Consider the following 21,497-nt stretch of genomic DNA (forward strand, 5'->3'; position numbering starts at 1 on the left):
TGGAAGGAATATAGAGTATGCGAGAAAAGAATCGTAGACGATTACGGCGTTGATTGGGATTGTCTGAGACGAGGTTCAACGAATTGATAGACTGTTTCCCCGTCGCGCACCATCCCCAGCCGATTGCGGGCAAGTTCTTCCAGTTTTAACGGATCAGACTTCACTCGACGGATTTCCTGCTCTAAGAATGTATTGGTCTGTTCAATTTCCTGAATATGCTGTGCCAATTCTTCGGCTGCGTGAACTTGGTTTAGGTATAAGGGAACTCCATTTTCTGTAAACAAAATATATCCAAGAAAAACACCACCTAAAATCATCCCCGCAACAACGGGTAAGTGGCTGTTGAGTTCTCCCCAAAACCCTGGAGTTTTCTTTTTTCGCTTTCTATTTCTTCCCATGTCCAATCGTTAATTTATGGGAAAACACGTCCTGCCTGCATAGCGAGCAGCGGTCCCAAGTTCTTCTTCAATTCGCAAGAGTTGATTGTATTTTGCAAGTCGATCCGTCCGAGAGAGCGACCCGGTCTTGATTTGTCCGGTATTTAACCCAACCGCCAGATCGGCAATCGTCACATCCTCCGTTTCTCCAGAGCGATGCGACACAATGACGCCAAATCCAGCCCTCTTAGCTAATGTTACGGCTTCTATGGTTTCTGTCAATGTCCCAATCTGATTTAGTTTAATCAGAATAGCATTCCCAGACCGCTCACGAATGCCTCGGGATAAATACTGCACGTTGGTGACGAACAGGTCATCACCTACTAATTGAACCGTATCACCTAGCTGAGTCGTGAGATCTTTCCACCCTTTCCAATCATCTTCGTTCAATCCATCTTCGATCGAAACGATGGGAAAGCGTGACGTCAACGATTGGTAGTATTGAATCATATCGGCGGACGATAATCGAGCATTATTCTGACTTTTGAACTGATACGTATTCTTGTGGTGAAATTCGCTTGCAGCCGCATCCAGGGCGAGCACGATGTCTCGACCAGTCTGGTAGCCTGCCTTTTTAATCGCTTGCACAATGAGGTCAAGCGCCTCTTCATGCGATGCGACACTTGGCGCAAACCCACCTTCATCTCCAACTGCGGTACTCAACCCTTTCGATTTCAAGAGTGCTTTCAGATGATGAAAGACTTCGGTGCCCATGCGTAAGGCTTCACTAAAACATTCCGCTCCGACTGGCATGATCATAAACTCTTGAAAGTCCAAACCATTATCGGCATGTGCTCCGCCATTGATAATATTCATCATTGGGACAGGCAGTTCTCGTGCATTCAACCCGCCAATATAGCGAAAGAGAGGTTGCCCAAGTTCCGTCGCTGCTGCCCGCGCCACAGCTAGCGAAATACCTAAGATGGCGTTCGCCCCAAGGCGCGATTTTCCTTTGGTTCCGTCAAGTGCAATCATGGTTGAATCGATTGCGACTTGATCAAAGGCATTCATGCCAAGAAGTTTTGGAGCTAAGGACTTTCTCACACTGGTTAAGGCCTTGCTGACTCCTTTCCCCATCCACTGTCGTTTGTTGCCATCACGCAACTCAAGGGCTTCGCGTGCGCCCGTCGACGCGCCGGACGGAACAGCCGCGCGGCCACGAACTCCACTCGCCAGTGTGACTTCCACTTCGACCGTGGGATTCCCGCGTGAGTCTAAAATCATACGTGGAACAATCGTTTGAATCGTACTCATCATAAGCGTACCTTAGATTAAGATTCTTTTGATAATGCGGTTTTTAACAACGCATTCACTTTTCCTGGATTCGCTTTCCCCTTTGAAGCTTTCATCACTTGACCAACGAAAAATCCTAGCACCGTTTCTTTGCCAGCCTTGTATTGATCCACCTGCGCTGAATTATTCGCAAGCACCTCACGAATGAACGCCAGCAACGCGTCATCATCAGACACTTGTCTGAGACCCTTTTCTTGAATCAAGTCTTCTGGATCTTTTCCGCTGGCATACAGTTCTGTGAAAATTTCTCGTGCAGCTTTTAAACTAATGGTATCCTGTTCTACCAACCGCAATAACTGTACGAGTCGTTCTGGAGTGATGGCTGATTCGTGTGCCGAGACCTCATGGGCATGGAGTTCGCGCAGTAACTCGCCTTTCACCCAATTACAAACGGTCTTCGGCGATGGGAAGATTTCAACGCACGACTCGAAATAATCCGCCAAGGACTTGGACGATGTGAGAACCTCGGCATCATCCATTGGTAGCTGATACGTGGAGATGAAGCGCCGTTTTCGAGCCGAGGGCAACTCTGGAAGCGTTTTGCGGACTTCCTCAATCAACGTTTGCTCAAGGTGAATCGGCAATAAATCGGGATCGGGGAAGTATCGATAGTCATGGGCTTCCTCTTTACTCCGCATCACGACCGTTTTTTCTTGATTCTCATCCCACAGTCGGGTTTCCTGGTGAACTGTTCGGCCTTCTGAAAGGACGGTGGTTTGACGACGCACTTCGTAGTCGATGGCTTCTCGAACAAACCGAAACGAATTAATATTTTTTAATTCAACTTTTGTGCCTAATCGTGTCTCACCAGATGGTCGCAACGAGATATTCGGCTCACATCGTAAATTGCCTTGCTCCATATTCCCGTCGCACACATCTAAATAGATGAGAATATCTCTGAGCGATTTCAAGTAGGCCACCACTTCTTCTGCTGAATGCATATCTGGTTCCGTCACAATTTCAAGGAGCGGCGTTCCGGTCCGATTTAAATCCACTCGACTTGCTGGTCTTCCCGGTTGATGAACACTTTTCCCTGCATCCTCTTCCAAATGCGCACGATGGATTCGAATGCGTTTGGGACTATCGTCCGGCTGAATCTCAAGCCACCCATTTTCACAAATCGGTTCATCATATTGTGAAATTTGATAGCCCTTGGGCAGATCAGGGTAAAAGTAATTCTTTCGAGCAAAGTAGTGATCCGCTCTGATGGTGCAATTGAGCGCATGCCCTACCCGAATGGCCATCTCAACTGCCAGACGGTTCAGAACCGGCAGGGAGCCAGGCATCCCTAAACACACTGGACATGTTTGAGAATTCGGCGAACGCCCGAATGTCGTTCCGCACGAACAAAACAATTTCGACTGTGTCCGAAGTTGCGCGTGCACCTCGACACCGATAACAACCTGATATGACATAGGACTTAGGACTATGGTTGAAGATTACCCATTATGAGTGTAATCATGAGAATGTTGATCACGTTCACGACGCATGGCGTCACGACCAGCCTCGATGGCTTCTTTGACTGCCGAGGAAGCTTCATCGACAAAGTCTCGTCCTTTTAATACTACGTCATCCAAGGCATCCGTGGCTTTTTCTCGTAGCTCACGAATATCTTCACCCGTTCGACGAGCGTAGCCAACGAGTCGTTCACGTGACTCACGTCCGCCCTGAGGCGCGAGTAAAAATGCCCCAACTGCCCCAACTAAGGCTCCACTCAGAAATGCTAATGCTACGGATCCTGCAGATGCTGAAGATCGATTATTTCCCATACTCGTTCCCTCCTTCTTTTGAGACACGATGTTTCATTTTATTCGATGCGGCTTTAATCCCAGCCAAGAGACTTGAGAATCCCAGAAATATCGAACCGCCTTTTCCTCGTACGGTTTCATGAACTTGATGAACCGTGTGGCCCATTTCACCCATGGCGTCAAATAATGTCGAAGCACGATCGACACCAAATTTGGCCTGGTCTGTCAACGCTCGGACGTTCTCACTCGTACCACGAATATCTTTCAACAAGCCTGGCAGTTCATTATTGACTCGCGTTAACACGCGCTCTGACTGTGCTACGGTTCGCTTAATTTGTACAATGGTTGGAATCAAGTACGCCACAAGAACAACAAATGCGATGGCAATGGCCACTGCAGCCAAATCGATCATAGAAAACGTTTCCTTTCTTCTCGGTTATCGAATGGCAGGACGTTTCTTTCGCCATTGAGTCGTGTGTTCGTAGGCGTAGGCGGCTCGAAGAATCGTGGACTCTTCAAAGGGACGCCCCATCAATTGCAGGCCAATCGGCAAACCTGCCTGGCTGAACCCACATGGAATCGAGATCGCAGGAAGGCCAGCAAGACTTGCTGATATAGTATACATATCTGATAAATACATTTGCAGCGGATCTTGGAGCTTTTCTCCTAAGGGAAATGCCGTCGTTGGCATCACAGGTGTGACTAAATAATCCACATCCTGAAAGACTGAGTCAAAATCCCGTGTAATGAGTGTTCGGACGGATTGTGCCTTGCCATAATAGGCATCGTAATAGCCAGAACTAAGGGCATACGTGCCAAGCATGATTCGCCGCTTCACTTCAGCGCCAAAGCCTTCAGCTCGAGTTTGTTGATACATATCTAAGAGGTCCTTGCGTGCCTTTGTTCGATAACCATACTTCACTCCGTCATAACGGGCAAGGTTCGAGCTGGCTTCGGCCGTGGCGATAATGTAATAGGCCGCAATGGCCCATTCAGTTGTCGGCAAGGAGACCTCTTTAACGGTACCGCCTAACTCTTTAAAAACTTCAATGGCCTCCTGCACGTGCTGCTCAACTTCTGGATCAAGCCCTTCAGCAAAGAATTCCCTTGGCACGCCGAGCGTAAGCTTTTTGACATCTTTTTTCCTAACGGCCTTCATATAGTCGGGTGCAGGTTGATCCGACGAGGTCGAATCCCTCGGGTCATGCGTGGCCAGCACATTGAGCAGCATGGCGGCGTCAGTCACCGTTTTCGTGATTGGGCCAATTTGATCCAGTGATGACGCAAATGCCACTAACCCATATCGAGACACTCGACCATAGGTCGGCTTGAGCCCGACAACCCCGCAGCATGCAGCGGGTTGTCGAATCGATCCACCGGTATCAGTGCCTAGCGCCGCCACACATTCGTCTGCGGCCACTGCTGCTGCCGATCCGCCACTTGAGCCACCAGGAATATAGTTCAGATTCCAGGGGTTTCGGCTCGGACCAAAGACCGAATGTTCGGTGGAAGAACCCATACCAAATTCATCGAGATTGGTTTTCCCCATGAATAAGAACTTCTGCTCTCGACATGATGCCACGACGGTCGCATCGTAGGGAGGAATGAAGCGTTCCAACATGGTGGAACCGCACGTCGTTCGAGTGCCTTGTGTGCAAATATTATCTTTGATGGCTAGGGGCATTGCCATTAATGGCTGCGTTTTCCGCCATTGCTTAAGGGAGGTGTCAATTGCGTCCGCTTCCTGGAGCAGCTGTTCTCTGTCCGGCACGGTAATATAGGCTTTGATTTTGCTTTCAACTTGGCTCATTCTCAAGAGATAGGAACGAGCAATATCGAGCGCACCAACATCTCCCTGCGTAAAGAGATCCTGGAGTTCTTTTAAACTGAATTTAAAAAGTGCGGTTGCCATGTAGATTCGTTCGATTCCATCAAAAAATGATTGCAAAAGGCCTTACACATGATTCGCCACGATCAGCGTTATAACGATGAGGTCTCCAGCATGCGATTATGGTCATCAACTTGAATAATTTTAGGAGTATGTACTTTGGCTTCGTCATCGAGGAAATATTCGTAGCAAAAGATAATCACTTTATCGCCAAGCACCCCTTTTCGAGCCGTTGGTCCATTGAGGATCACTTCACCTTTTCCGCGTGGCCCGGCGAGCGCGTAAGTGGAAAACCGCTCACCATTATGTAAATTCGAGACCATCACCAACTCATACGGTAAGATACCGGCTGCGTCCATAAGGTCAGCATCAATGGTCAGACTCCCTTCGTATTCTAAATTGGAATCCGTCACCGTCGCACGATGAATTTTGGCTCGCAGTAGTTGCCGGTACATACGTGTCTCGTGCGCCCCTAAGGGACTGAGGGCTCACAGGTGAATGATGAGGGCTCGCTGGATGGTAGCGTGACCAGTTCGAGTATCCTCACGGCGTGATGTTCAGAAGGCAAATGTTCGGTCAATTGATCTCGTTGATACATAGGCGTGCGCGTTACGATGGGTCTCGATCGGCAATAATTTTGGGAACAACAAAAAACCCATCTTCGGCTTGTGGCGCATTTGCCGTGGCTTGTTCATCGGTCAAGGACTCTCTCTGCACATCGTCTCTCAAGACATTTGCTTGCTGAGACGTCGTTGCGGTTAATGGAATGCCATCCGTGTCGACATCCCGTAATTGATCCACAAACGTTAATATGTGGCTCAGTTGGCTGCTAAAGAGTTCTTTTTCGCTTTCAGGAATATTTAAGCGAGCCAACAGAGCAATATGCTCGACTTCTTCTTGACTAATTTTCATACGATTCCTCTTTCGACTTTTCGATTTCCCACATCCCTACCCCAAGGAAGGGTGTATTTCAAAAAATCCTTTATTCACAAGTAGTTCTAACATGATTTCTAGAAAAAATCTACCAAAACTCAGAGATGATGGTGTGATGAGCGAGAGCGAATGGAGGAGACAACAGAATCGATCTATGGTGACGGAATCAACCCTTTGTCGGCAAAGCTGATATAGGCGCCGTCACCGATAACCACATGATCGAGCACTTGGATGCCGAGGATATCACCTGCCGTTACCAACCGTTGCGTTAAGGCGTAATCTTCCGGGCTAGGGTCAGGATTTCCGCTTGGGTGATTATGAAGCACGATGATGGCCGCAGCCGATTCACGCACGGCCACATTGAACACTTCGCGTGGATGAACGATGTTCACCGTTAAGCTGCCTTGAGAAATGGTCATATCCCGAATCACTCGATGCTTGGCGTCCAACAACACAACCTTGAAGACTTCATGGCGAAGATCGCGTAAGAGTGGGTAGTAATGCTGATAGAGATCACGACTAGCGCCAATGCGAACGCCAGTGGTTAACGGTGTCGACAACGTTCGTTTCCCTAATTCAACTGCCGCCATGATTTGTGCAGCCTTGGCTGGCCCGATCCCAGGGATCGCACAAAGCTCTTCAAGGCTGCGATTGGAAAGTCCCTGCAATCCGTCGAGTCGTTCAAGCAACTCCATGGCAACTTGGACTGCAGAAGAATCCTGCCTCCCTACACGCAAGAGAATGGCGAGCAGTTGTGCGTCAGACACGGCCTCTGGACCTTGTTGCAAGAGACGTTCTCGTGGACGTTCAGAACTTGGCCAGGATTGAATCCCTATTTTTCTTTTTATCTCATTCATGTACTGGACTTTGCATGCAGATCAAAAGGGGTTACGTCGTACAATTTCAGACGTTCATCCACTATACGCAGGTCCAAAGAAGAGGGTCAAAGCCACTTTCATATGATGAGTTGTGATGATCTAAAATGGTGTGGTACGGTACAAAGCCCTAGGGCGGGTAAGTAAGGCCATATGCGTTATGAGAGTGATAGCTGGCACACAAAAAGGACGTCGGCTCAAGGCCCCAACAGGCAATCGAATCAGACCGACGTCTGAACGGGTTCGGGAAGCCTTGTTCTCTATCCTGAATCGTGATGTCCGCGACGCGAATGTCCTCGATCTCTGTTGTGGGACCGGAACGATTGGCTTAGAAGCGCTGAGTCGAGGAGCCGCTCGCGTTGTATTTGTAGACAACCATCGCGACTCCTTGCTTCTGTTGAAAGATAACGTGAAACGATGCGGAGATCCCCCAAATACTGTGACTCTCGCAGGTGATGCCTGGGAACTTGTGCGGCAATCGCAATTGCGTCAGTATGCCCCTTTTGACATTATTTTTGTGGATCCCCCTTATCAGCATCAAGACCTTGAAGCACTCTTGTGTAAATTAGGAACAGGACAAATCCTTGCGCCTGATGGCATGATGGTGGTGGAACATTTTTGGAAAACCGTAGTACCGCAAGATGCGGGCTCCGTTCAACAGATGCGACAATCTCGTTACGGGGATACAATCTTGACCTTTTTTCAACATTCAGGACCTGAGTCTCATGCGAATCGGCGTGTATCCGGGAACATTTGATCCCATCACACTAGGGCATGCCAACGTAATTGCGCGTAGCCTTCGGATGGTTGATCACGTGATTGTGGCAGTTGCGCCAAATCCTCAAAAAGGTCCACTGTTTGATATACAGGAACGGATTGAGTTGGCCAAAATTGCCACCAAGCATTTATCTCATGTGGATGTCGAATCGTTCGATGGTCTTCTGGTGAACTATGTTCGCAATCGTGGTGCTCAGGCGATCATTCGAGGCATGAGAGCCGTCTCTGATTTTGAACATGAGTTTCAAATGGCGCTCTTGAATCGCAAGCTTGATGAAGGAGTCGAGACCGTCTTTCTCATGGCAAGCGAAGAATATTCATATCTGACATCGAGTATGGTCAAAGAAGTCGCCTCTCTTGGTGGTCCGTTACAGGACTTCTTACACCCAGGCGTTGCTGAACGGTTACAATCGTGCTTCCACGTCAACTCGTGAATCTTTTGTTATGAAACTCGCAACACGCACGACAAAAATCGCCGCCTCACCCACCTTACAAATGGTCGCAACGGTCAAAGCCCTTAAAGCTCAAGGCGTCGAGGTGTTTGATTTTGCGGCTGGGGAACCAGCACAACATACGCCCGATTGCGTGAAACAGGCAGCGTACGATGCTATTCAGGCCAATTTCACCAAATACACCGCTGTGACTGGAATTGATGAATTGAAAGACGCCATCATTGAGACCTTTCGGCGTACCCATCAGCTGGACTATGAGAAATCACAAATCTTAGTATCGTGCGGGGCGAAACACACGCTCTACAACTTCACCCAAGCTGCCTTAGAGGCGGGTGACGAAGTCATCATTCCCAGTCCATATTGGGTTTCCTATCCTGATCAAATCGCGCTGACCGGAGCCACTTCCGTCATTCTGAAAACTGAAGAGTCTTCGCACTATGCTATCGATCCAGACGTGTTGGACTCCCTGATTACCTCAAAAACGAAAGCGATCATGCTGAACAGTCCCTGCAATCCAACGGGAAGTATGTATGACCGAAAAACGCTTGAAAACGTGGCAGAGCTGGCCCTTCGTCATGATTTGCTCATAGTCTCGGATGAAATCTATGAACATTTGGTGTACGACGGTCACCAGCACACGAGCATTGCGTCCTTAGGGCCAGAAATCGCCAAGCGTACATTAGTCGTGAATGGCGCCTCCAAGTCCTATTCCATGACCGGTTGGCGCATCGGATGGGCGGCAGGTCCTAAGGACCTCATTACCGCCATGGGACATATTCAAAGTCAAAGCACGTCGAATCCCAACTCGATCGCTCAAAAGGCGTCGGTAGCCGCGTTACGGGAGGGGCAGCCGTTTATCAACGACATGGTTCAGGAACTCAGTGCACAACGGACATTGATGGTCGATCGGTTGAATGCCATTCCTGGCGTCACCTGTTCAACCCCGCGTGGCGCTTTCTATGCCATGCCCAACGTGTCTTCATTATTCGGACGACGACATGCTCAGGGAACAATTTCCTCGCCTTCCGATTTAGCACACTATCTGTTGACCGAAGCCAAGGTGGCCTGTGTTGCGGGAGAACCATTTGGGGCACCTGAACACATTCGCCTCTCCTATACCCCACCTCTCTCAGTTATCGAGCAAGGGATGGATCGTCTTGCGAATGCGATCCAAGCATTAGAGTAGCGGTTTTCTTGGAGAGCGGCATCTTGACTTCGAGAAATAGAGAGTTACCTGGGAACTAATGATAGATATTGAAAGTCAATGAGGAGGAGGCACTGTGCCAATCTACGAATATATTTGTACTGCCTGTAACGAAAAGTTTGAAGTGCAACGAAAGTTTTCCGACCCGCCTATTACGACTTGTGCGGAGTTCTCGTGTCCAAAAGGTGAGCCCGTTGAAAAACTCATCTCGTCACCAGCCATTATGTTTAAAGGTACTGGCTGGTATGTCACTGATTATTCTGACAAATTCAAAGAACCCAATCGGCCAGGCGAAGACGGGAAACCTCAAGGGAAAACCACTGAAACCAAGGCAGATGGCAAGTCCGATACCAGCTCTTCTTCGACACCTTCGACGTCATCCAGTGATAAGAGTTCAAGCTCTTCGTCTTCCTCCGGAACATCATCCTCTTCCGGATCATCAGGTGGATCTTCCTCAAGCACACCTTCATCAAGCTCATCGGGTGAGAAAAAAGAGTAAGTCATACATAGCAACCTCCGGTGTTTGTGCTGCCGATGTGACTGCGCTCATGTCCGAGCGGACTATCCGGACTTGCTGTATCGTTTAGCCCACAAGTGTTCCCACACTAACTCCGCAAACAGCTCATAGCCTTTACTGGAAAGATGGATGCCGTCATTAGAATAGTGGGCTGCGAGCAGCGAACTGTTCTGTTCTTTCGTCTTGCTAAATAAATCAATACAGGGAATATGTGCTGTCAGGCAATAGGCCTTGATCCATTGATTGAGTTTCACGCGCCGTTCGATGTGGGTCTGAATGAAATCCTGACTCTCATCGTCAAAAGAACTTCGCAGCGAAGGAATCGTTACGGCAACAGGAGCAATTGATGCATGTGTCGCCTGTTCATACAAGGTGACTAAATTATTGAAAATGTTCGTGAGACTCATGTCGGCTCCAAGGTCATTCGTTCCGCCGAGAATAATGACCCAGGCAGGGGTAACCGCAAGCACGTCCTTCGAAAATCGTCTGACCATCTCACCCGTGCACTCGCCATTCACCCCTCGAATCAGAACAGTTCCATTTTTCCCTAGCCATATTTGGAGTCGCTCGCCATAGGGTGTCTCATGATAGTACGGGGCGGCAGCTGTTGGCGCTTGATACCCCACGGTCAAACTATCGCCAAAGCAAATAACTTTCATATTCCTCTTCGACTGTAGGCAGAAAAAACTTCCTGCATGCGCGTAACAATGGGTTATTCAGAATATGTGGTAGTTAGATGAATGCGCATAGCTCTTGACACGAACGATTGCCCTAGTTACTCTCAGCAAAGTCATCAATACAGGTCGTTCTTTATATTAACTCTCGCTCCAGTAAAACTCTCAAGACAACGATTTTCACCTCTCAGACATACCGGTAATCGTATTTCAATCGACACATGACCTTGGAGCATACAACCATGAGGAGGCTAAGACCGTCAATGCAATCTCTACGTCCGACTACATCAATCATTGGGATCATGATCAGTGCATGTCTTGTAATCTACTTTGGCGCGAGTTCGCTGGCCCTTGCCAAAGACTTTAAAATTGCCATCGTTGACCCACAGTCCGTGATTGAAAAATCCAAGGCAGGCAGTCGAGCCCTTGCTACGCTGAAAGAGCATGCCCAAGCCCGGGAAAATGTGTTGAAGGCCGATCAAAAAGAACTCGAAGATCTTCAAAACGACCTAAAAAAATCGGAAGCGTCTGGGGACAAAGGTTTTCAACAAAAGCAAGAAGTCTTTACTCGGAAGTTCCAGGATTTCCAGAAACGGGGTCAGGAATATCAACGAGAACTTGGGATGAAGCAAAAAGAACTCGTCCAAGAGTATATGAAAAAAATTGAGACAGCCACAGGTGCGGTGGCACAACGCCACGGCTTTGCCATGGTTATTGATAAAGGCAGTGAAACCACGCTGAAAATCGTGCTCTATAGCCGACGCGGTCTCGACATCACGAATGAGGTCGTGAAAGAATTCGACAAACGATATAAGTAAATGAGAGAAACGCACCCTCAATTGTTCGGTTCACTTTGAGTCAGGTCGTACCATCTCGGTCGGCCTGACGTCTAAGGGTATTTTGAGTACATCATGACTCCTTGTCGTTTTTGAGTGGATACCCGGCAAGCTTCCAAGCCTTATACCCTCCTGCCATTGATCGAACCTGGGTATATCCCATTTCCATAAGGTTTGAGGCAGCTAATGCGGAACGATATCCTCCCCCGCAATACAGAACGATCATCGTATCTTTATCGGGTTCTTGACCTTCAATATCGCGCTCAAGAATACCTCGCCCCATGTGGAGGGAACCTTCCGCAAATCCCTTTTGTCGTTCATGATCTTCTCGTATGTCGATGAAGACGAACGGCTCTCCTTTTGTAAGCTTTTCCCTTACCTCATCGACCGATATTTCCTGAATGTGTTCTTTGACACCTTGTACCAACTTTTCAAATGCAGGATGATGTCCCATAGATGACCTCCGCTATACTTATAGGAGCTTACTGAATCGAATTGTCTCGATTCGCACATTGGTAATACCGCCAACTTGCTATCGCCCACATACCCGCAAGGGCCAGTAATCCGATGTAGCTGCTCCCATTTCGAAACCACGAATCATGTGCATGAATATCTAATAATTCAATCGTGTCGAGCTCGACAAATCGCCCGCGAATGGAAACCGTCGTCTGATGATCGAGGGACTTCCCTCGAAGCTTGAACTCCTCACCAAATCCCTTCAACACATCACCTTGAGAACCTTTCAGATACAGCTTTCGATCAAATTCTACTGGACGTCCAACGCGTGCATCCGTAGAGATCAATGTCTTCACGAAGTGATTGTCCGCAAGTAAGGGCCCATCGAGAAATGCGAGAGGTAAGGTCATATACACGAGAAGCAAGCTAAGACAGAGGCTATTCTTTCTTAAGGACAATGGTAGGAAAAACGGCTGCACAGTAATTGTCGATTTCCATGACCAGAGCACATAGCCAAGCCCCAAGCCTGTCAGGAGATAGGTTGGCCAGCTTTCAGGCCAAAACCATCCAAGGGTAAAGAGTTCCCAAGAAACAGGCGCAAAGAAATGCACCCCATTCGCCCACTTAATTTGCAAGGCATCAAGCCCGAGGTGAAACGTCGAACTCGCCGCAAGAACCCCAAATATGATTCCTGGCGTATTTGAAAGACTGGCGAAGGCCGCACACAAAAACACCGTCATAAACAAGGAAGCTTGAATAATCACATAGAGACGGAGCGTGTAGGGATCAATGCCGGGAACAAGTCCAAGCAACACCCGTTGAAGAATCCATGGCACATCAGGAAGCACACAGCCGAGAAAAATGACTTTGGGATCTGCCGTTGGAACAACCGATCGCGTGAGTACCCCTTGAATTCCAAAATGGGCTAGCGCATTCGGCATGAGTCGTTATCGAACAAAGGGAGAGGACTGCCTGAGTCGAGTCGTTAGGTACACAACCCAACACGCATTAGGAGACAACAGCAAAGTCATGCAATGAAAGGGAATGTCGTTTGTATTATTTCTCGTCTTGCGATTTCGTAATGGTATAGAGCACACCTTCATATCCTGATGGGCCACGAGCAGCCGTGGCGGCTACCGTGTACTCGCCACTGATATCGTGTTGAGCTTGGGCTTCACGAGCCGGTAAAAAATCGTCTGAACGATAGTCTTTCTCCCAGCCGACAGGGAAAAAAATACCAATGGTCACAAAGATTGGCGTCTTCTTCGGGTCTGCATAATTAGGGAAAATCGACGTGAGTTTATTGGCAACTTGATCATGCACCATCATGCCCGTTCCAGTCTTTGTCTCAACCCAGCGCACATCGCAATCTGGGCAGGCATGAAATGCCGGACCCTTCTCTTTCCACTGCTCTTTAGGCAGAGCGAAGACAAAACCCACGATGTCTTTTTCCAAAACTGTACTGGCAAAGGTTGAAGGGAGAAAAGATACAGTCAGAAAACATACAATTATGAACGAGAAGAAATACTTCATACAATCCTGTAATGGGTTAAATGTAGCAAGAAGCACACGATGAAAAGACGAACAGCACGATACATCAAGTCAATTGGAATACATGGTGCGCCCGGCAGGAATCGAACCTGCGACCCTCGGCTTAGAAGGCCGATGCTCTATCCGACTGAGCTACGGGCGCATGTACTATGCTCAATTGTTAAGGGTTGTCCTCGTCAGTATTTTACATAACTCATTAACAGACTGCTGACGGCGTATTTGAGATTCAGTCTGATCATAGCAAAATATCTTGACAGTAAAAAGAGAAACAATTGGATTGCCTCGAAGAGGAGTATAGGCAAGAATCATGTATTGCTCTCCCGTGGCCGTCCCCAAGGCCGGAATGCTGCTTCTACCCCTAACCGCTTTGCTGTTCGTTTCACCCATGGCTCACTTCCAAAGGGTCGTTCACACTGCACGCTCATTCGCAATGCCTAGTTCTCTTCGGTCGCCTCTGACTGGCTGAAGAAACGGGGTATACGGTAGCAGGAAATTGCCCCAAGAATTAATGTTGTAAAGATTCAAACTTTTCTAGGACCAAAGAATGATACTTAGCGGAATTTTTCTCCAACCTTGAGAAGAAGCTTAGGCAATGCTGACTTCGGTGAGTTCACCTAACGATGAATCTTCGATGGCACGGAGAATGGCTGGGGTGGCCGTTTGGATTTTGGGCCAACTGGTTGAGGACAGAACGACAATCCTGATGGTCTGCACACTGGCGTTTTCGCACACGCCATGATTTTGGTCGGTTGTCATGAACACCTCGAATCCCTCCTGCTGGGCCTTGTTCAGTGTTTCGCTATTGGTGCACAGTCCCCAGTTATGTTCAAACACGGTTTCCACGTGATGCGGATGGAGAAGGGTACGTAGCGGAACAGGGATGCCTTGATCAAAAAGAATTCGCACGTTAGGGTGTTTTCGAAGCGGCTAAACTTTTTGCGGCATGGGCAAGGACAGTCCGCACTTGCACTGGAGTGACACCGGGAAACAAATCGACAAACTCGGTGAGCTCTACCCCGTCTTCAAGGTTTTCAAACAGTGCGAGAACGGGAATTCTAGTGCCGCGAAACACCCATCCGCCACTGACTCGTTGTGGGTCACGCTCAACCACTGAACAGGAAGACCACCCTAGCATGAGTGTATCCTACCCCGAGTTTCTCGTTGATTCAAGATCATGACCTTGTTCAGCATGAATGGTATGAACGTACAGCACCTGCTTAGCGTTGTAAATACCAAAATGAACACAGTGTTATTAGATGAGAACGTTGACCAGTCGACTCATGATTTGACTGACCGTAAAGGTATGAAGGGAAGGTGGGTATGTCTTGTTGGTCGGGGCGAGAGGATTTGAACCTCCGACATCCTGCTCCCAAAGCAGGCGCGCTACCGGGCTGCGCTACGCCCAGACTGAATCTGTGGGATCCACTTGGTCGTGAATAAGACTTACACTATCTATAAGGCTACGGTACTTGAAGAATCAAGAAAAATCTGGAATCAATTATCAATTTTCAAGCGTGCCTACGTAGACGTAATATTGCTCTGCCTCCAACTATTTTTCTGGCCATACTTTATTTTTCAATACATATAAGGCTCCCGACTTATTGGGGGGAATTTCTCTGTTACTGCCGACATACCATTGAAGAACGTAAGGCAGACTTCTGGGGCAATGTAGTCAATTCAGTTTTTTCTTGTATTTTAGGAACTCGTTGTTTATTTTGATGCATTTTGTGCCTGGCATGATAAGGTAAAATTCCACTTAATACATCCGAAAGCACATCGCAGGGAACATCCTCCAGTAACTTTGTCGATGGTTTTGGGTCCGGACCTGAACGCCCTCCAACATAGACATCAACGGCTTCGATGACCTTTCCTTTCACTTTCACTTTTTTCCCAATTAATCCAACGTCTGCAACCAAATGATTCCCACAACTGGCAGGGCACCCTGACCAATGCATCGTAATGGGTTTCAGATTTGTGCCAAGTTTTGCTTCAATTTTTTTTGCAGTTTCGACGGCTCGACTTTTGGTTTCAATAACGGCCAAATTGCAATAGTCATTTCCCACACAGCTGACTAAGCCCTTTTGGATTGGTGAAGGGTTATAGACGAACTGTTGCAATAGCGGTTCTTCTACCAGATCTGCAATGTTTCTATCTGTGACATTTGGGATGACAAAGGCTTGATTATGGGCTAAACGTAATTCTCCTGTTCCATATGCTTCGGAGATCTGAGCTATTTTGAGAAGCTCAACTGCGTTGATTCGTCCGACAGGGATTTTCAGTCCGATATAATTGAGTCCTAACGACTTTTCTCGAAAGATACCCATGTGATCATTCACGGATTTCTTTCGAGCATCAACTCCCGCACAAGCATAGGGTCGCCCTAAACGATTTTCCACTTCGAGTCGAAAGCGTTCCTCTCCCCATCTATCAATCAAAAATGCGAGCCGTGCTGTATTGCGCGACTCTCGAAATCCATGATCTCGGTAGACATCAAGTATGGCACATGTGACTCTCACCACTTCAGATGGCTTCACAAACATATCGAGTGCTGTGGCAATGCGATATCCCCCCGACCCTAACTTTCCTCCTACCAACACATTGAAGCCAGGTGTCATGACCCCCTCTTCCTGAACCGTCGCAGGCACAAATGCCAGATCCTGAGTTTCCAGATGTAAACAGTTCTCAAGACATCCAGTAATGGCCATATTGAATTTTCTGGGAAGGTTCGAATATATTCGATTCCCAATAATTTCCTCACTCAAACGTCGAACGAGCGGAGCTGTATCGATAAGTTCTGTTGACGTTAATCCTGTCGCCGGACAGGTCATGATATTCCGCACATTATCCATGCCGGTTTGCAGGCTCAACAATCCCACATCACTCATCCGCCTGAACACTTCTGGCACATCTTCAATGGTTAAATGACGGAGTTGAAGTTGTTGCCGCGTCGTCACGTCAATCACCCCATTACCAAAAGTCGTCGAAACTTCTGAAAGCGTACGAAGCTGGGCTGAGGTGATATGGCCACCAGGAATTCGCACGCGTACCATGAAATAGCCTGGGGTTGGATTTCGGAGAAACAAGCCCAGCCACTTTAAACGTTGAATATCGGCTTCTTCGATGGCTTCCCATCCTGCCCTAGCGAACCGATCAATGTCTTCACGAATATCCAACCCATTTTTGTCGTTTTTAAGAGCTTCCACTTTATTCATTCGTTGGTTCCTTATGTATGGGATGAAAAGATTCACTACGAACCCCTTCAGATTCAAAGGCTGAGGGCTTTGTTGGGCCGTTCAGTGTTGATGCTGAAGTTGTGACTAATGAAACTCGACTGGTGAGCCAATAGGCTCCGCCAACAAACACGAATCCTCCGACGATATTCCCTAACCCGACATATGCTTGATTCCAGAAAAATTTCAACAGAGTTATGTCATATTCATGAGGGAGCAATAAGGCCATGCTGAAAATTGATTGATTGGCAATACTATGCTCAAACCCGCTTGCCACAAAGGCAAAGAGACACCAAAAAATCAACAATATCTTGGCCGTATCATTCGTAATCCGTGACGACATCCAAACGGCCAAACAGACGAGCCAATTACACAAGACCCCACGAACAAACAATTCCCAACCTGTTAGCAATATTTTTGCGGACGTTACATTCATGAGCAGATCAACTTGAGGGGGCTTCGACACAACACCTGATTGAACAATCAACCAGGCAATCCCAAACGACCCAATCAAATTGCCAAGAAAAGACCATAGGAAAATGTGTCCAACCTGTGACCATGAGATCCCTTTCGAGAGGACCCCAATCGAACACACCATGGTGTTCCCAGTAAACAATTCCGACCCTGCAAAAATCACGAGCGTCAGCGCTATCCCGAACGAAGCTCCCATGACCAACTTGACGGATGCAGATTCTGCAGCTGCAAACGAGGCCCCCACGCTAAAAATTAATGTGATACCGAACCCCAAATATATACCCGCTAAGACCGACAGGATTACATACCCAAGCGGAGAAGCTTGTTGATACGCCACCTTCTTTCTTGCCAATTCCACCATTCTTTCGATATCTACTTTGTGCATGTGCATCCTTTAATGAATTTTTTCTGTGTCATGTACCGGCCCATAAAAAAAGCGCCATCTGCTGGATGAAATGGGATTTCAACACCCTCATCAGCAGTGGCGCCGTTGCCAGCTGTTGTGTCATACACTAGATACAATGACTATCATTGTCATTGCATAATTATTTAGAGCAATAATCTTGCCAGTTTGATTATTAAAGAAAATAGCCCATTACACATAGGCACTGCTCTTTGTTATGCGCACTCACATGAAACATGAAACCGACATTCCTACAATTTTGTTCGTTCAATCTGACAATTTTGTCGTATTTTCGTAGTTGGTGCATCAGACACAGCAGATATACACAGTACTTAGTCACGTGTTTGAGATAATAGGGAGGAACGATGAATATTATATTTCTTCATTTTATACGCGACTTGTCTCGGGGTAAGTCCGAGTTTTCGTGCCGCCTTGGCCTTAATCCACCCAACGTCTTGCAAGACATTCACAAGACGTTCACGTTCAAGGTTTCGCACATCTTTCGGTAATGTTCGAAGACTTTTGGATGGTTTGTTCTTTTGAGGCGAAAGCGTGACATCCCGAATATGATGCATATAAGGCTGCAATGATTTTGGAATTGCGGTGATTGTGACAGTCTGCGAATCAGCCAAAACTACAATTCGTTCTATGCAATTCTGTAGTTCACGAATATTTCCAGGCCAGTGATAGCGAGAAAGCATGGAGACCATTTCGGTATCTAATTTGACGTCACGCTGATTGTCATGATTGAATCGACGAAGGAAATGCTCCGCTAAAGGGATGATATCTTCTTGCCGTTCGCGGAGTGGCGCTAAAATCATCGGGACGACATTCAAGCGATAGTAAAGATCTTCCCTGAATGTCCCGGAAAGGACCATGGCCTCCAGATCACGATGCGTAGCTGCAATAATTCGAATATCGGCAGCAAGCAGGTGAGTGCCTCCCACTCGTTCATACTCCCGCTCTTGAAGCACTCGAAGAAGTTTCACTTGAGTACTGAGCGGAATATCACCGACTTCATCAAGAAAGAGTGTTCCTCCTGAAGCTTGTTCCAACTTTCCTCGACGGGTCATATTGGCACCGGTAAATGCGCCACGTTCATAGCCAAACATCGTCGACTCAATTAAGGAGTCTGGAACGGCCGCACAATGCAGAGGAATGAAGGGACCGCTTTTTCTTAAACTCGATGTATGAATTGCCTTGGCGACTAATTCTTTTCCTGTTCCACTTTCTCCACGAATTAAGACTGTAGCCTGACTGTTACCTGCGCGTCGTATTGCTTCATAAATATTTTGCATAACCAAACTGTTACCAATAAGGTTAAAGGGGCCAGAGACATCGGTTCTCTGCTGCTGATTAGAAGTACTCTGCGCGTGAAGTTCTGCCTGCTGTTTCTTCAACGAAAAGTCATCCGCTACTGTTTGCCTGGATAGGGTATGATGAGAAAATCGCCCGAGGAATTTTAACGCTTCGTGAATGCGATCAGCAGGACTGGCATGACCAGTCAGAATTTCTTTGAGCCGCCTCACGACTTCGGGGAAATCATCTTTTGGTGTTTTCGACAACTTCATATATGATCACCAAATATATCGAAGGCGGAATTGTTGTTTTGATATCCTGATTTTTTGCATACTTCGCATACACGTGTCACTGGTTATTCGTCCATTTACTCGATCCCACACTATGCAGTCACTTTGCTAAAAAAAAACGTCCATTCCCAAATTGGAAAATGGACGTTCATTGTCCTTCGTCTAGGCTTTGCACCAAAAGAGTGATAACGACCTTGTTCCCACTCTTTCTTAATAGTTATCAGACAATAAAACGCGTGTCAAATTTCTTATGATTTTCAATGAATGCTTCACACTACCTTGCTCCAGCTGAATTTGAGCCCGAAGGTGGACAATGACAAATGACGAGTACGAACCGATTCAACGGTGGACGGCTAAACTCCGCGTGACGTTGGGAACAAGTATCCCGCTGCAGGACGTGACTCGATCGCTCAATCAACTCCTGGATGCGTTGGTATAACGACGAACACGCCATCAAGCTCTCGGGTATCGGAGTCCTCGGCAATATCCGAATACACAACACTCACAGATAGCTTGATTTCGAGGGAGCATTATGTACCCATGTTCACCATGACTAGAAGTGTATTTCAGACCTTCTCACACCGATGCATGTGTTCGTACTGAGGGAAATTCCAAAAACTAGGCTGGGGTGAAAACACAACTCTCTAGATTAAAATTCAATGAATAATTCGACTGGAGAAGGGAAAGAGGTGAGTGTAATCGAAAGTTGGTCGGGGCGAGAGGATTTGAACCTCCGACATCCTGCTCCCAAAGCAGGCGCGCTACCGGGCTGCGCTACGCCCCGACTGAATCTGTGGAATCCATTTGTTCGTGAGTAAGGCTTTGGCTTTCTGTAAGGCTAAGGCACGATGACTGATCGTATTCTTTTCTTCAAGACTGATCTCTGCAAGCGTCTTGCGGAAGTCAGGAAGCCAAAAGACAGGATCATAGCCGAAACCCTGAGAACCCCGAACAGCTTCCGTAATCTCTCCCTCCAAGACGCCTTCCATGACATCGATCTCGCCATGAGGATCGGCGATGGCTACTACTGTAAGAAAACGGGCCTGTCGATGTCCAGCGGTCACGCCTGAAAGTTCTTGAAGGAGCTTTTGGCAATTATCGTCATAGGTGGCGTTTTCGCCAGCATACCGCGCTGCATACACACCTGGACGACCGTCTAAAGCTGTCACTTCTAATCCTGTATCATCAGCAAGCGTCACATGCCCTGTGAATTTGGCAATACCCAAGGCTTTCTTGATTGCATTCTCTTCACAGGTCACCCCATCTTCTTCAATAACGGGGGCCTGAGGGAAGTCTCGAAGCGTCAGGACCGTGACAGGAAGATTCTTGAGCAAGGCAAGGATTTCCTCTTGCTTGTGCTGATTGCCCGTGGCCAGCACCAAAACATCCTGGTCTTGAAGGGGCTCATTCAAGCTAACGTTCCTATGAGATCCTTTTGCATCTTGATCAAGTCCTGAATGCCAATCCACCCCATGGAGAGAAAGGCATCGAGGTCTTTTTTCTCAAATGGCTCACCTTCGGCAGTCCCTTGAACTTCAACCAGATGACCTTTGCCGGTCATCACCAGGTTCATATCCACATCGGCTACCGAGTCTTCATCATACGCAAGGTCAATACGAACCTCACTGCCAATCTTCCCAATGCTGATAGCTGCAAGATAATCTTTTAGCGGCCGCTGCTTGATCAATTGCTTATCCTTCAGCTTCGTCATGGCATCGGCGAGTGCAATGAACGAACCGGTAATTGCGGCCGTTCGCGTTCCGCCATCGGCTTGAATGACATCACAGTCAATCCAAACGGTTCGTTCACCTAACGCCGTGGTGTCTGTGACGGCGCGAAGCGCGCGTCCCACCAGCCGTTGAATTTCAAGCGTACGTCCGCCTTGTTTTCCTCTATTCGCTTCGCGGGGCATGCGATCATGAGTGGAACGAGGCAGCATGCCATATTCCGCTGTGACCCACCCCTTGCCTTTATCCCGAAGAAAGGAGGGAACCTTTTCTTCCACGGTCGCATTGCAAATGACTTTGGTTTCACCCATCTCAATGAGTACCGAACCTTCCGCATACTTCGTGAAAGAACGGGTAATTTTCACTGGCCGAATTTGATTGGGCGTTCGCCCATCTGAACGTGTTGATGCGCTATCGATCATGTCTATATTCC

At 47.7% G+C, this 21,497-nt stretch carries 26 protein-coding genes, 3 tRNA genes and 1 pseudogene; 6 read left to right on the plus strand and 24 right to left on the minus strand.

Annotated elements, in window-relative coordinates; all coding sequences use genetic code 11:
- Positions 1–41 precede the first annotated feature (41 nt).
- From ACWHX8_RS09425 to radC, 9 genes are all read right to left on the minus strand, one after another.
- Positions 42–398 (minus strand): FtsB family cell division protein, encoded by a 357-nt coding sequence (locus ACWHX8_RS09425; RefSeq protein ID WP_447971699.1) that lies wholly within the window; start codon positions 396–398, stop codon positions 42–44.
- Between the two features lie 9 nt (positions 399–407).
- Entirely contained in the window at positions 408–1,691 is a 1,284-nt protein-coding gene (eno, locus tag ACWHX8_RS09430) for a phosphopyruvate hydratase (protein ID WP_447971896.1), read from the minus strand.
- Positions 1,692–1,708: 17 nt separating this feature from the next.
- The gene (gene gatB / locus ACWHX8_RS09435) at positions 1,709–3,145 is read right to left on the minus strand and encodes an Asp-tRNA(Asn)/Glu-tRNA(Gln) amidotransferase subunit GatB (protein WP_447971700.1); all 1,437 of its coding nucleotides are present in this window, start codon (positions 3,143–3,145) and stop codon (positions 1,709–1,711) included.
- A gap of 24 nt (positions 3,146–3,169) precedes the next feature.
- Positions 3,170–3,499, minus strand: coding sequence for a YtxH domain-containing protein (locus tag ACWHX8_RS09440; protein ID WP_447971701.1), 330 nt, complete (start codon positions 3,497–3,499; stop codon positions 3,170–3,172).
- A complete protein-coding gene (locus ACWHX8_RS09445; RefSeq protein WP_447971702.1) occupies positions 3,489–3,890 on the minus strand; it encodes a DUF948 domain-containing protein in 402 nt (133 codons plus the stop codon). Before ACWHX8_RS09445 ends, ACWHX8_RS09440 begins: the two co-directional genes overlap by 11 nt.
- Positions 3,891–3,914: 24 nt before the next feature.
- Positions 3,915–5,390, minus strand: coding sequence for an Asp-tRNA(Asn)/Glu-tRNA(Gln) amidotransferase subunit GatA (gatA, locus tag ACWHX8_RS09450; protein WP_447971703.1), 1,476 nt, complete (start codon positions 5,388–5,390; stop codon positions 3,915–3,917).
- A gap of 68 nt (positions 5,391–5,458) precedes the next feature.
- Positions 5,459–5,821, minus strand: coding sequence for an aspartate 1-decarboxylase (gene panD / locus ACWHX8_RS09455; RefSeq protein WP_447971704.1), 363 nt, complete (start codon positions 5,819–5,821; stop codon positions 5,459–5,461).
- A 154-nt stretch (positions 5,822–5,975) separates the two neighbouring features.
- Positions 5,976–6,278, minus strand: a complete 303-nt coding sequence (gene gatC, locus ACWHX8_RS09460) for an Asp-tRNA(Asn)/Glu-tRNA(Gln) amidotransferase subunit GatC (RefSeq protein WP_447971705.1) — start codon at positions 6,276–6,278, stop codon at positions 5,976–5,978.
- A gap of 173 nt (positions 6,279–6,451) precedes the next feature.
- A complete protein-coding gene (radC, locus tag ACWHX8_RS09465) occupies positions 6,452–7,156 on the minus strand; it encodes a RadC family protein (RefSeq protein ID WP_447971706.1) in 705 nt (234 codons plus the stop codon).
- Positions 7,157–7,286: 130 nt separating this feature from the next.
- On the opposite strand from radC, the gene rsmD reads away from it, so the two are divergent.
- From rsmD to ACWHX8_RS09485, 4 genes and pseudogenes are all read left to right on the plus strand, one after another.
- Positions 7,287–7,931, plus strand: a complete 645-nt coding sequence (gene rsmD, locus ACWHX8_RS09470; RefSeq protein ID WP_447971707.1) for a 16S rRNA (guanine(966)-N(2))-methyltransferase RsmD — start codon at positions 7,287–7,289, stop codon at positions 7,929–7,931.
- A complete protein-coding gene (gene coaD, locus ACWHX8_RS09475) occupies positions 7,900–8,385 on the plus strand; it encodes a pantetheine-phosphate adenylyltransferase (RefSeq protein ID WP_447971708.1) in 486 nt (161 codons plus the stop codon). The genes rsmD and coaD overlap by 32 nt, the downstream gene beginning before the upstream one ends.
- A 10-nt stretch (positions 8,386–8,395) precedes the next feature.
- Positions 8,396–9,589 carry a pyridoxal phosphate-dependent aminotransferase gene (locus tag ACWHX8_RS09480; RefSeq protein ID WP_447971709.1) on the plus strand — a complete coding sequence of 398 codons (1,194 nt, stop codon included), beginning with the start codon at positions 8,396–8,398 and terminating at the stop codon, positions 9,587–9,589.
- Between the two features lie 94 nt (positions 9,590–9,683).
- A pseudogene (locus ACWHX8_RS09485) lies at positions 9,684–9,836 on the plus strand (FmdB family zinc ribbon protein); the annotation flags it as partial.
- Between the two features lie 77 nt (positions 9,837–9,913).
- Here the strand turns inward: ACWHX8_RS09485 and ACWHX8_RS09490 are convergent.
- Both ACWHX8_RS09490 and ACWHX8_RS09495 read right to left on the minus strand, forming a co-directional pair.
- A complete protein-coding gene (locus ACWHX8_RS09490; protein WP_447971940.1) occupies positions 9,914–10,111 on the minus strand; it encodes a hypothetical protein in 198 nt (65 codons plus the stop codon).
- A gap of 57 nt (positions 10,112–10,168) precedes the next feature.
- On the minus strand, positions 10,169–10,783 hold the full coding sequence (locus ACWHX8_RS09495; protein ID WP_447971710.1) for a GDSL-type esterase/lipase family protein: 615 nt from the start codon (positions 10,781–10,783) through the stop codon (positions 10,169–10,171).
- Between the two features lie 278 nt (positions 10,784–11,061).
- Here ACWHX8_RS09495 and ACWHX8_RS09500 point away from each other — a divergent pair, with 278 nt between their 5' ends.
- Complete coding sequence (locus ACWHX8_RS09500; RefSeq protein WP_447971711.1) at positions 11,062–11,616, plus strand: OmpH family outer membrane protein; 555 nt, start codon at positions 11,062–11,064, stop codon at positions 11,614–11,616.
- Positions 11,617–11,707: 91 nt separating this feature from the next.
- On the opposite strand, the gene ACWHX8_RS09505 is transcribed toward ACWHX8_RS09500, so the two are convergent.
- The 10 genes from ACWHX8_RS09505 to ACWHX8_RS09550 all read right to left on the minus strand — a co-directional run bounded on the left by ACWHX8_RS09505 (position 11,708) and on the right by ACWHX8_RS09550 (position 19,319).
- Entirely contained in the window at positions 11,708–12,088 is a 381-nt protein-coding gene (locus ACWHX8_RS09505; protein ID WP_447971712.1) for a rhodanese-like domain-containing protein, read from the minus strand.
- Positions 12,089–12,116: 28 nt separating this feature from the next.
- On the minus strand, positions 12,117–13,031 hold the full coding sequence (locus tag ACWHX8_RS09510; protein ID WP_447971713.1) for a hypothetical protein: 915 nt from the start codon (positions 13,029–13,031) through the stop codon (positions 12,117–12,119).
- 115 nt (positions 13,032–13,146) lie between these two features.
- Positions 13,147–13,530 carry a hypothetical protein gene (locus ACWHX8_RS09515; RefSeq protein ID WP_447971714.1) on the minus strand — a complete coding sequence of 128 codons (384 nt, stop codon included), beginning with the start codon at positions 13,528–13,530 and terminating at the stop codon, positions 13,147–13,149.
- Between the two features lie 176 nt (positions 13,531–13,706).
- Positions 13,707–13,783 (minus strand) — tRNA-Arg (locus ACWHX8_RS09520).
- 443 nt (positions 13,784–14,226) lie between these two features.
- Positions 14,227–14,547 carry a hypothetical protein gene (locus tag ACWHX8_RS09525; protein WP_447971715.1) on the minus strand — a complete coding sequence of 107 codons (321 nt, stop codon included), beginning with the start codon at positions 14,545–14,547 and terminating at the stop codon, positions 14,227–14,229.
- A gap of 1 nt (position 14,548) precedes the next feature.
- The gene (locus tag ACWHX8_RS09530; RefSeq protein WP_447971716.1) at positions 14,549–14,776 is read right to left on the minus strand and encodes a DUF433 domain-containing protein; all 228 of its coding nucleotides are present in this window, start codon (positions 14,774–14,776) and stop codon (positions 14,549–14,551) included.
- A 194-nt stretch (positions 14,777–14,970) separates the two neighbouring features.
- Positions 14,971–15,047 (minus strand) — tRNA-Pro (locus ACWHX8_RS09535).
- A 213-nt stretch (positions 15,048–15,260) separates the two neighbouring features.
- Entirely contained in the window at positions 15,261–16,853 is a 1,593-nt protein-coding gene (locus ACWHX8_RS09540; RefSeq protein ID WP_447971717.1) for a ferredoxin--nitrite reductase, read from the minus strand.
- Positions 16,846–17,730 (minus strand): formate/nitrite transporter family protein, encoded by an 885-nt coding sequence (locus ACWHX8_RS09545; protein ID WP_447971718.1) that lies wholly within the window; start codon positions 17,728–17,730, stop codon positions 16,846–16,848. Before ACWHX8_RS09545 ends, ACWHX8_RS09540 begins: the two co-directional genes overlap by 8 nt.
- A 350-nt stretch (positions 17,731–18,080) precedes the next feature.
- Positions 18,081–19,319 carry a sigma-54 interaction domain-containing protein gene (locus tag ACWHX8_RS09550; RefSeq protein WP_447971719.1) on the minus strand — a complete coding sequence of 413 codons (1,239 nt, stop codon included), beginning with the start codon at positions 19,317–19,319 and terminating at the stop codon, positions 18,081–18,083.
- A 331-nt stretch (positions 19,320–19,650) separates the two neighbouring features.
- Here ACWHX8_RS09550 and ACWHX8_RS09555 point away from each other — a divergent pair, with 331 nt between their 5' ends.
- Complete coding sequence (locus ACWHX8_RS09555; protein WP_447971720.1) at positions 19,651–19,776, plus strand: hypothetical protein; 126 nt, start codon at positions 19,651–19,653, stop codon at positions 19,774–19,776.
- Between the two features lie 268 nt (positions 19,777–20,044).
- Here the strand turns inward: ACWHX8_RS09555 and ACWHX8_RS09560 are convergent.
- The 3 genes from ACWHX8_RS09560 to rph all read right to left on the minus strand — a co-directional run bounded on the left by ACWHX8_RS09560 (position 20,045) and on the right by rph (position 21,486).
- A tRNA-Pro gene (locus ACWHX8_RS09560) sits at positions 20,045–20,121 on the minus strand.
- Entirely contained in the window at positions 20,099–20,749 is a 651-nt protein-coding gene (locus ACWHX8_RS09565; RefSeq protein ID WP_447971721.1) for an XTP/dITP diphosphatase, read from the minus strand. Before ACWHX8_RS09565 ends, ACWHX8_RS09560 begins: the two co-directional genes overlap by 23 nt.
- Positions 20,746–21,486 carry a ribonuclease PH gene (gene rph / locus ACWHX8_RS09570; RefSeq protein WP_447971722.1) on the minus strand — a complete coding sequence of 247 codons (741 nt, stop codon included), beginning with the start codon at positions 21,484–21,486 and terminating at the stop codon, positions 20,746–20,748. Before rph ends, ACWHX8_RS09565 begins: the two co-directional genes overlap by 4 nt.
- Positions 21,487–21,497: the final 11 nt, after the last annotated feature.

The sequence above is a fragment of the Nitrospira sp. M1 genome (assembly GCF_965152605.1).

Coding starts and splice junctions, on each gene's coding strand:
- ACWHX8_RS09425 (WP_447971699.1), bottom strand. CDS start 398: ATGGGAAGAAATAGAAAGCGAAAAAAGAAAACTCCAGGGTTTTGGGGA.
- eno (WP_447971896.1), bottom strand. CDS start 1,691: ATGAGTACGATTCAAACGATTGTTCCACGTATGATTTTAGACTCACGC.
- gatB (WP_447971700.1), bottom strand. CDS start 3,145: ATGTCATATCAGGTTGTTATCGGTGTCGAGGTGCACGCGCAACTTCGG.
- ACWHX8_RS09440 (WP_447971701.1), bottom strand. CDS start 3,499: ATGGGAAATAATCGATCTTCAGCATCTGCAGGATCCGTAGCATTAGCA.
- ACWHX8_RS09445 (WP_447971702.1), bottom strand. CDS start 3,890: ATGATCGATTTGGCTGCAGTGGCCATTGCCATCGCATTTGTTGTTCTT.
- gatA (WP_447971703.1), bottom strand. CDS start 5,390: ATGGCAACCGCACTTTTTAAATTCAGTTTAAAAGAACTCCAGGATCTC.
- panD (WP_447971704.1), bottom strand. CDS start 5,821: ATGTACCGGCAACTACTGCGAGCCAAAATTCATCGTGCGACGGTGACG.
- gatC (WP_447971705.1), bottom strand. CDS start 6,278: ATGAAAATTAGTCAAGAAGAAGTCGAGCATATTGCTCTGTTGGCTCGC.
- radC (WP_447971706.1), bottom strand. CDS start 7,156: ATGAATGAGATAAAAAGAAAAATAGGGATTCAATCCTGGCCAAGTTCT.
- coaD (WP_447971708.1), top strand. CDS start 7,900: ATGCGAATCGGCGTGTATCCGGGAACATTTGATCCCATCACACTAGGG.
- ACWHX8_RS09480 (WP_447971709.1), top strand. CDS start 8,396: ATGAAACTCGCAACACGCACGACAAAAATCGCCGCCTCACCCACCTTA.
- ACWHX8_RS09490 (WP_447971940.1), bottom strand. CDS start 10,111: ATGACTTACTCTTTTTTCTCACCCGATGAGCTTGATGAAGGTGTGCTT.
- ACWHX8_RS09495 (WP_447971710.1), bottom strand. CDS start 10,783: ATGAAAGTTATTTGCTTTGGCGATAGTTTGACCGTGGGGTATCAAGCG.
- ACWHX8_RS09500 (WP_447971711.1), top strand. CDS start 11,062: ATGCAATCTCTACGTCCGACTACATCAATCATTGGGATCATGATCAGT.
- ACWHX8_RS09505 (WP_447971712.1), bottom strand. CDS start 12,088: ATGGGACATCATCCTGCATTTGAAAAGTTGGTACAAGGTGTCAAAGAA.
- ACWHX8_RS09510 (WP_447971713.1), bottom strand. CDS start 13,031: ATGCCGAATGCGCTAGCCCATTTTGGAATTCAAGGGGTACTCACGCGA.
- ACWHX8_RS09530 (WP_447971716.1), bottom strand. CDS start 14,776: ATGCTAGGGTGGTCTTCCTGTTCAGTGGTTGAGCGTGACCCACAACGA.
- ACWHX8_RS09540 (WP_447971717.1), bottom strand. CDS start 16,853: ATGAATAAAGTGGAAGCTCTTAAAAACGACAAAAATGGGTTGGATATT.
- ACWHX8_RS09545 (WP_447971718.1), bottom strand. CDS start 17,730: ATGCACAAAGTAGATATCGAAAGAATGGTGGAATTGGCAAGAAAGAAG.
- ACWHX8_RS09550 (WP_447971719.1), bottom strand. CDS start 19,319: ATGAAGTTGTCGAAAACACCAAAAGATGATTTCCCCGAAGTCGTGAGG.
- ACWHX8_RS09555 (WP_447971720.1), top strand. CDS start 19,651: ATGACAAATGACGAGTACGAACCGATTCAACGGTGGACGGCTAAACTC.
- rph (WP_447971722.1), bottom strand. CDS start 21,486: ATGATCGATAGCGCATCAACACGTTCAGATGGGCGAACGCCCAATCAA.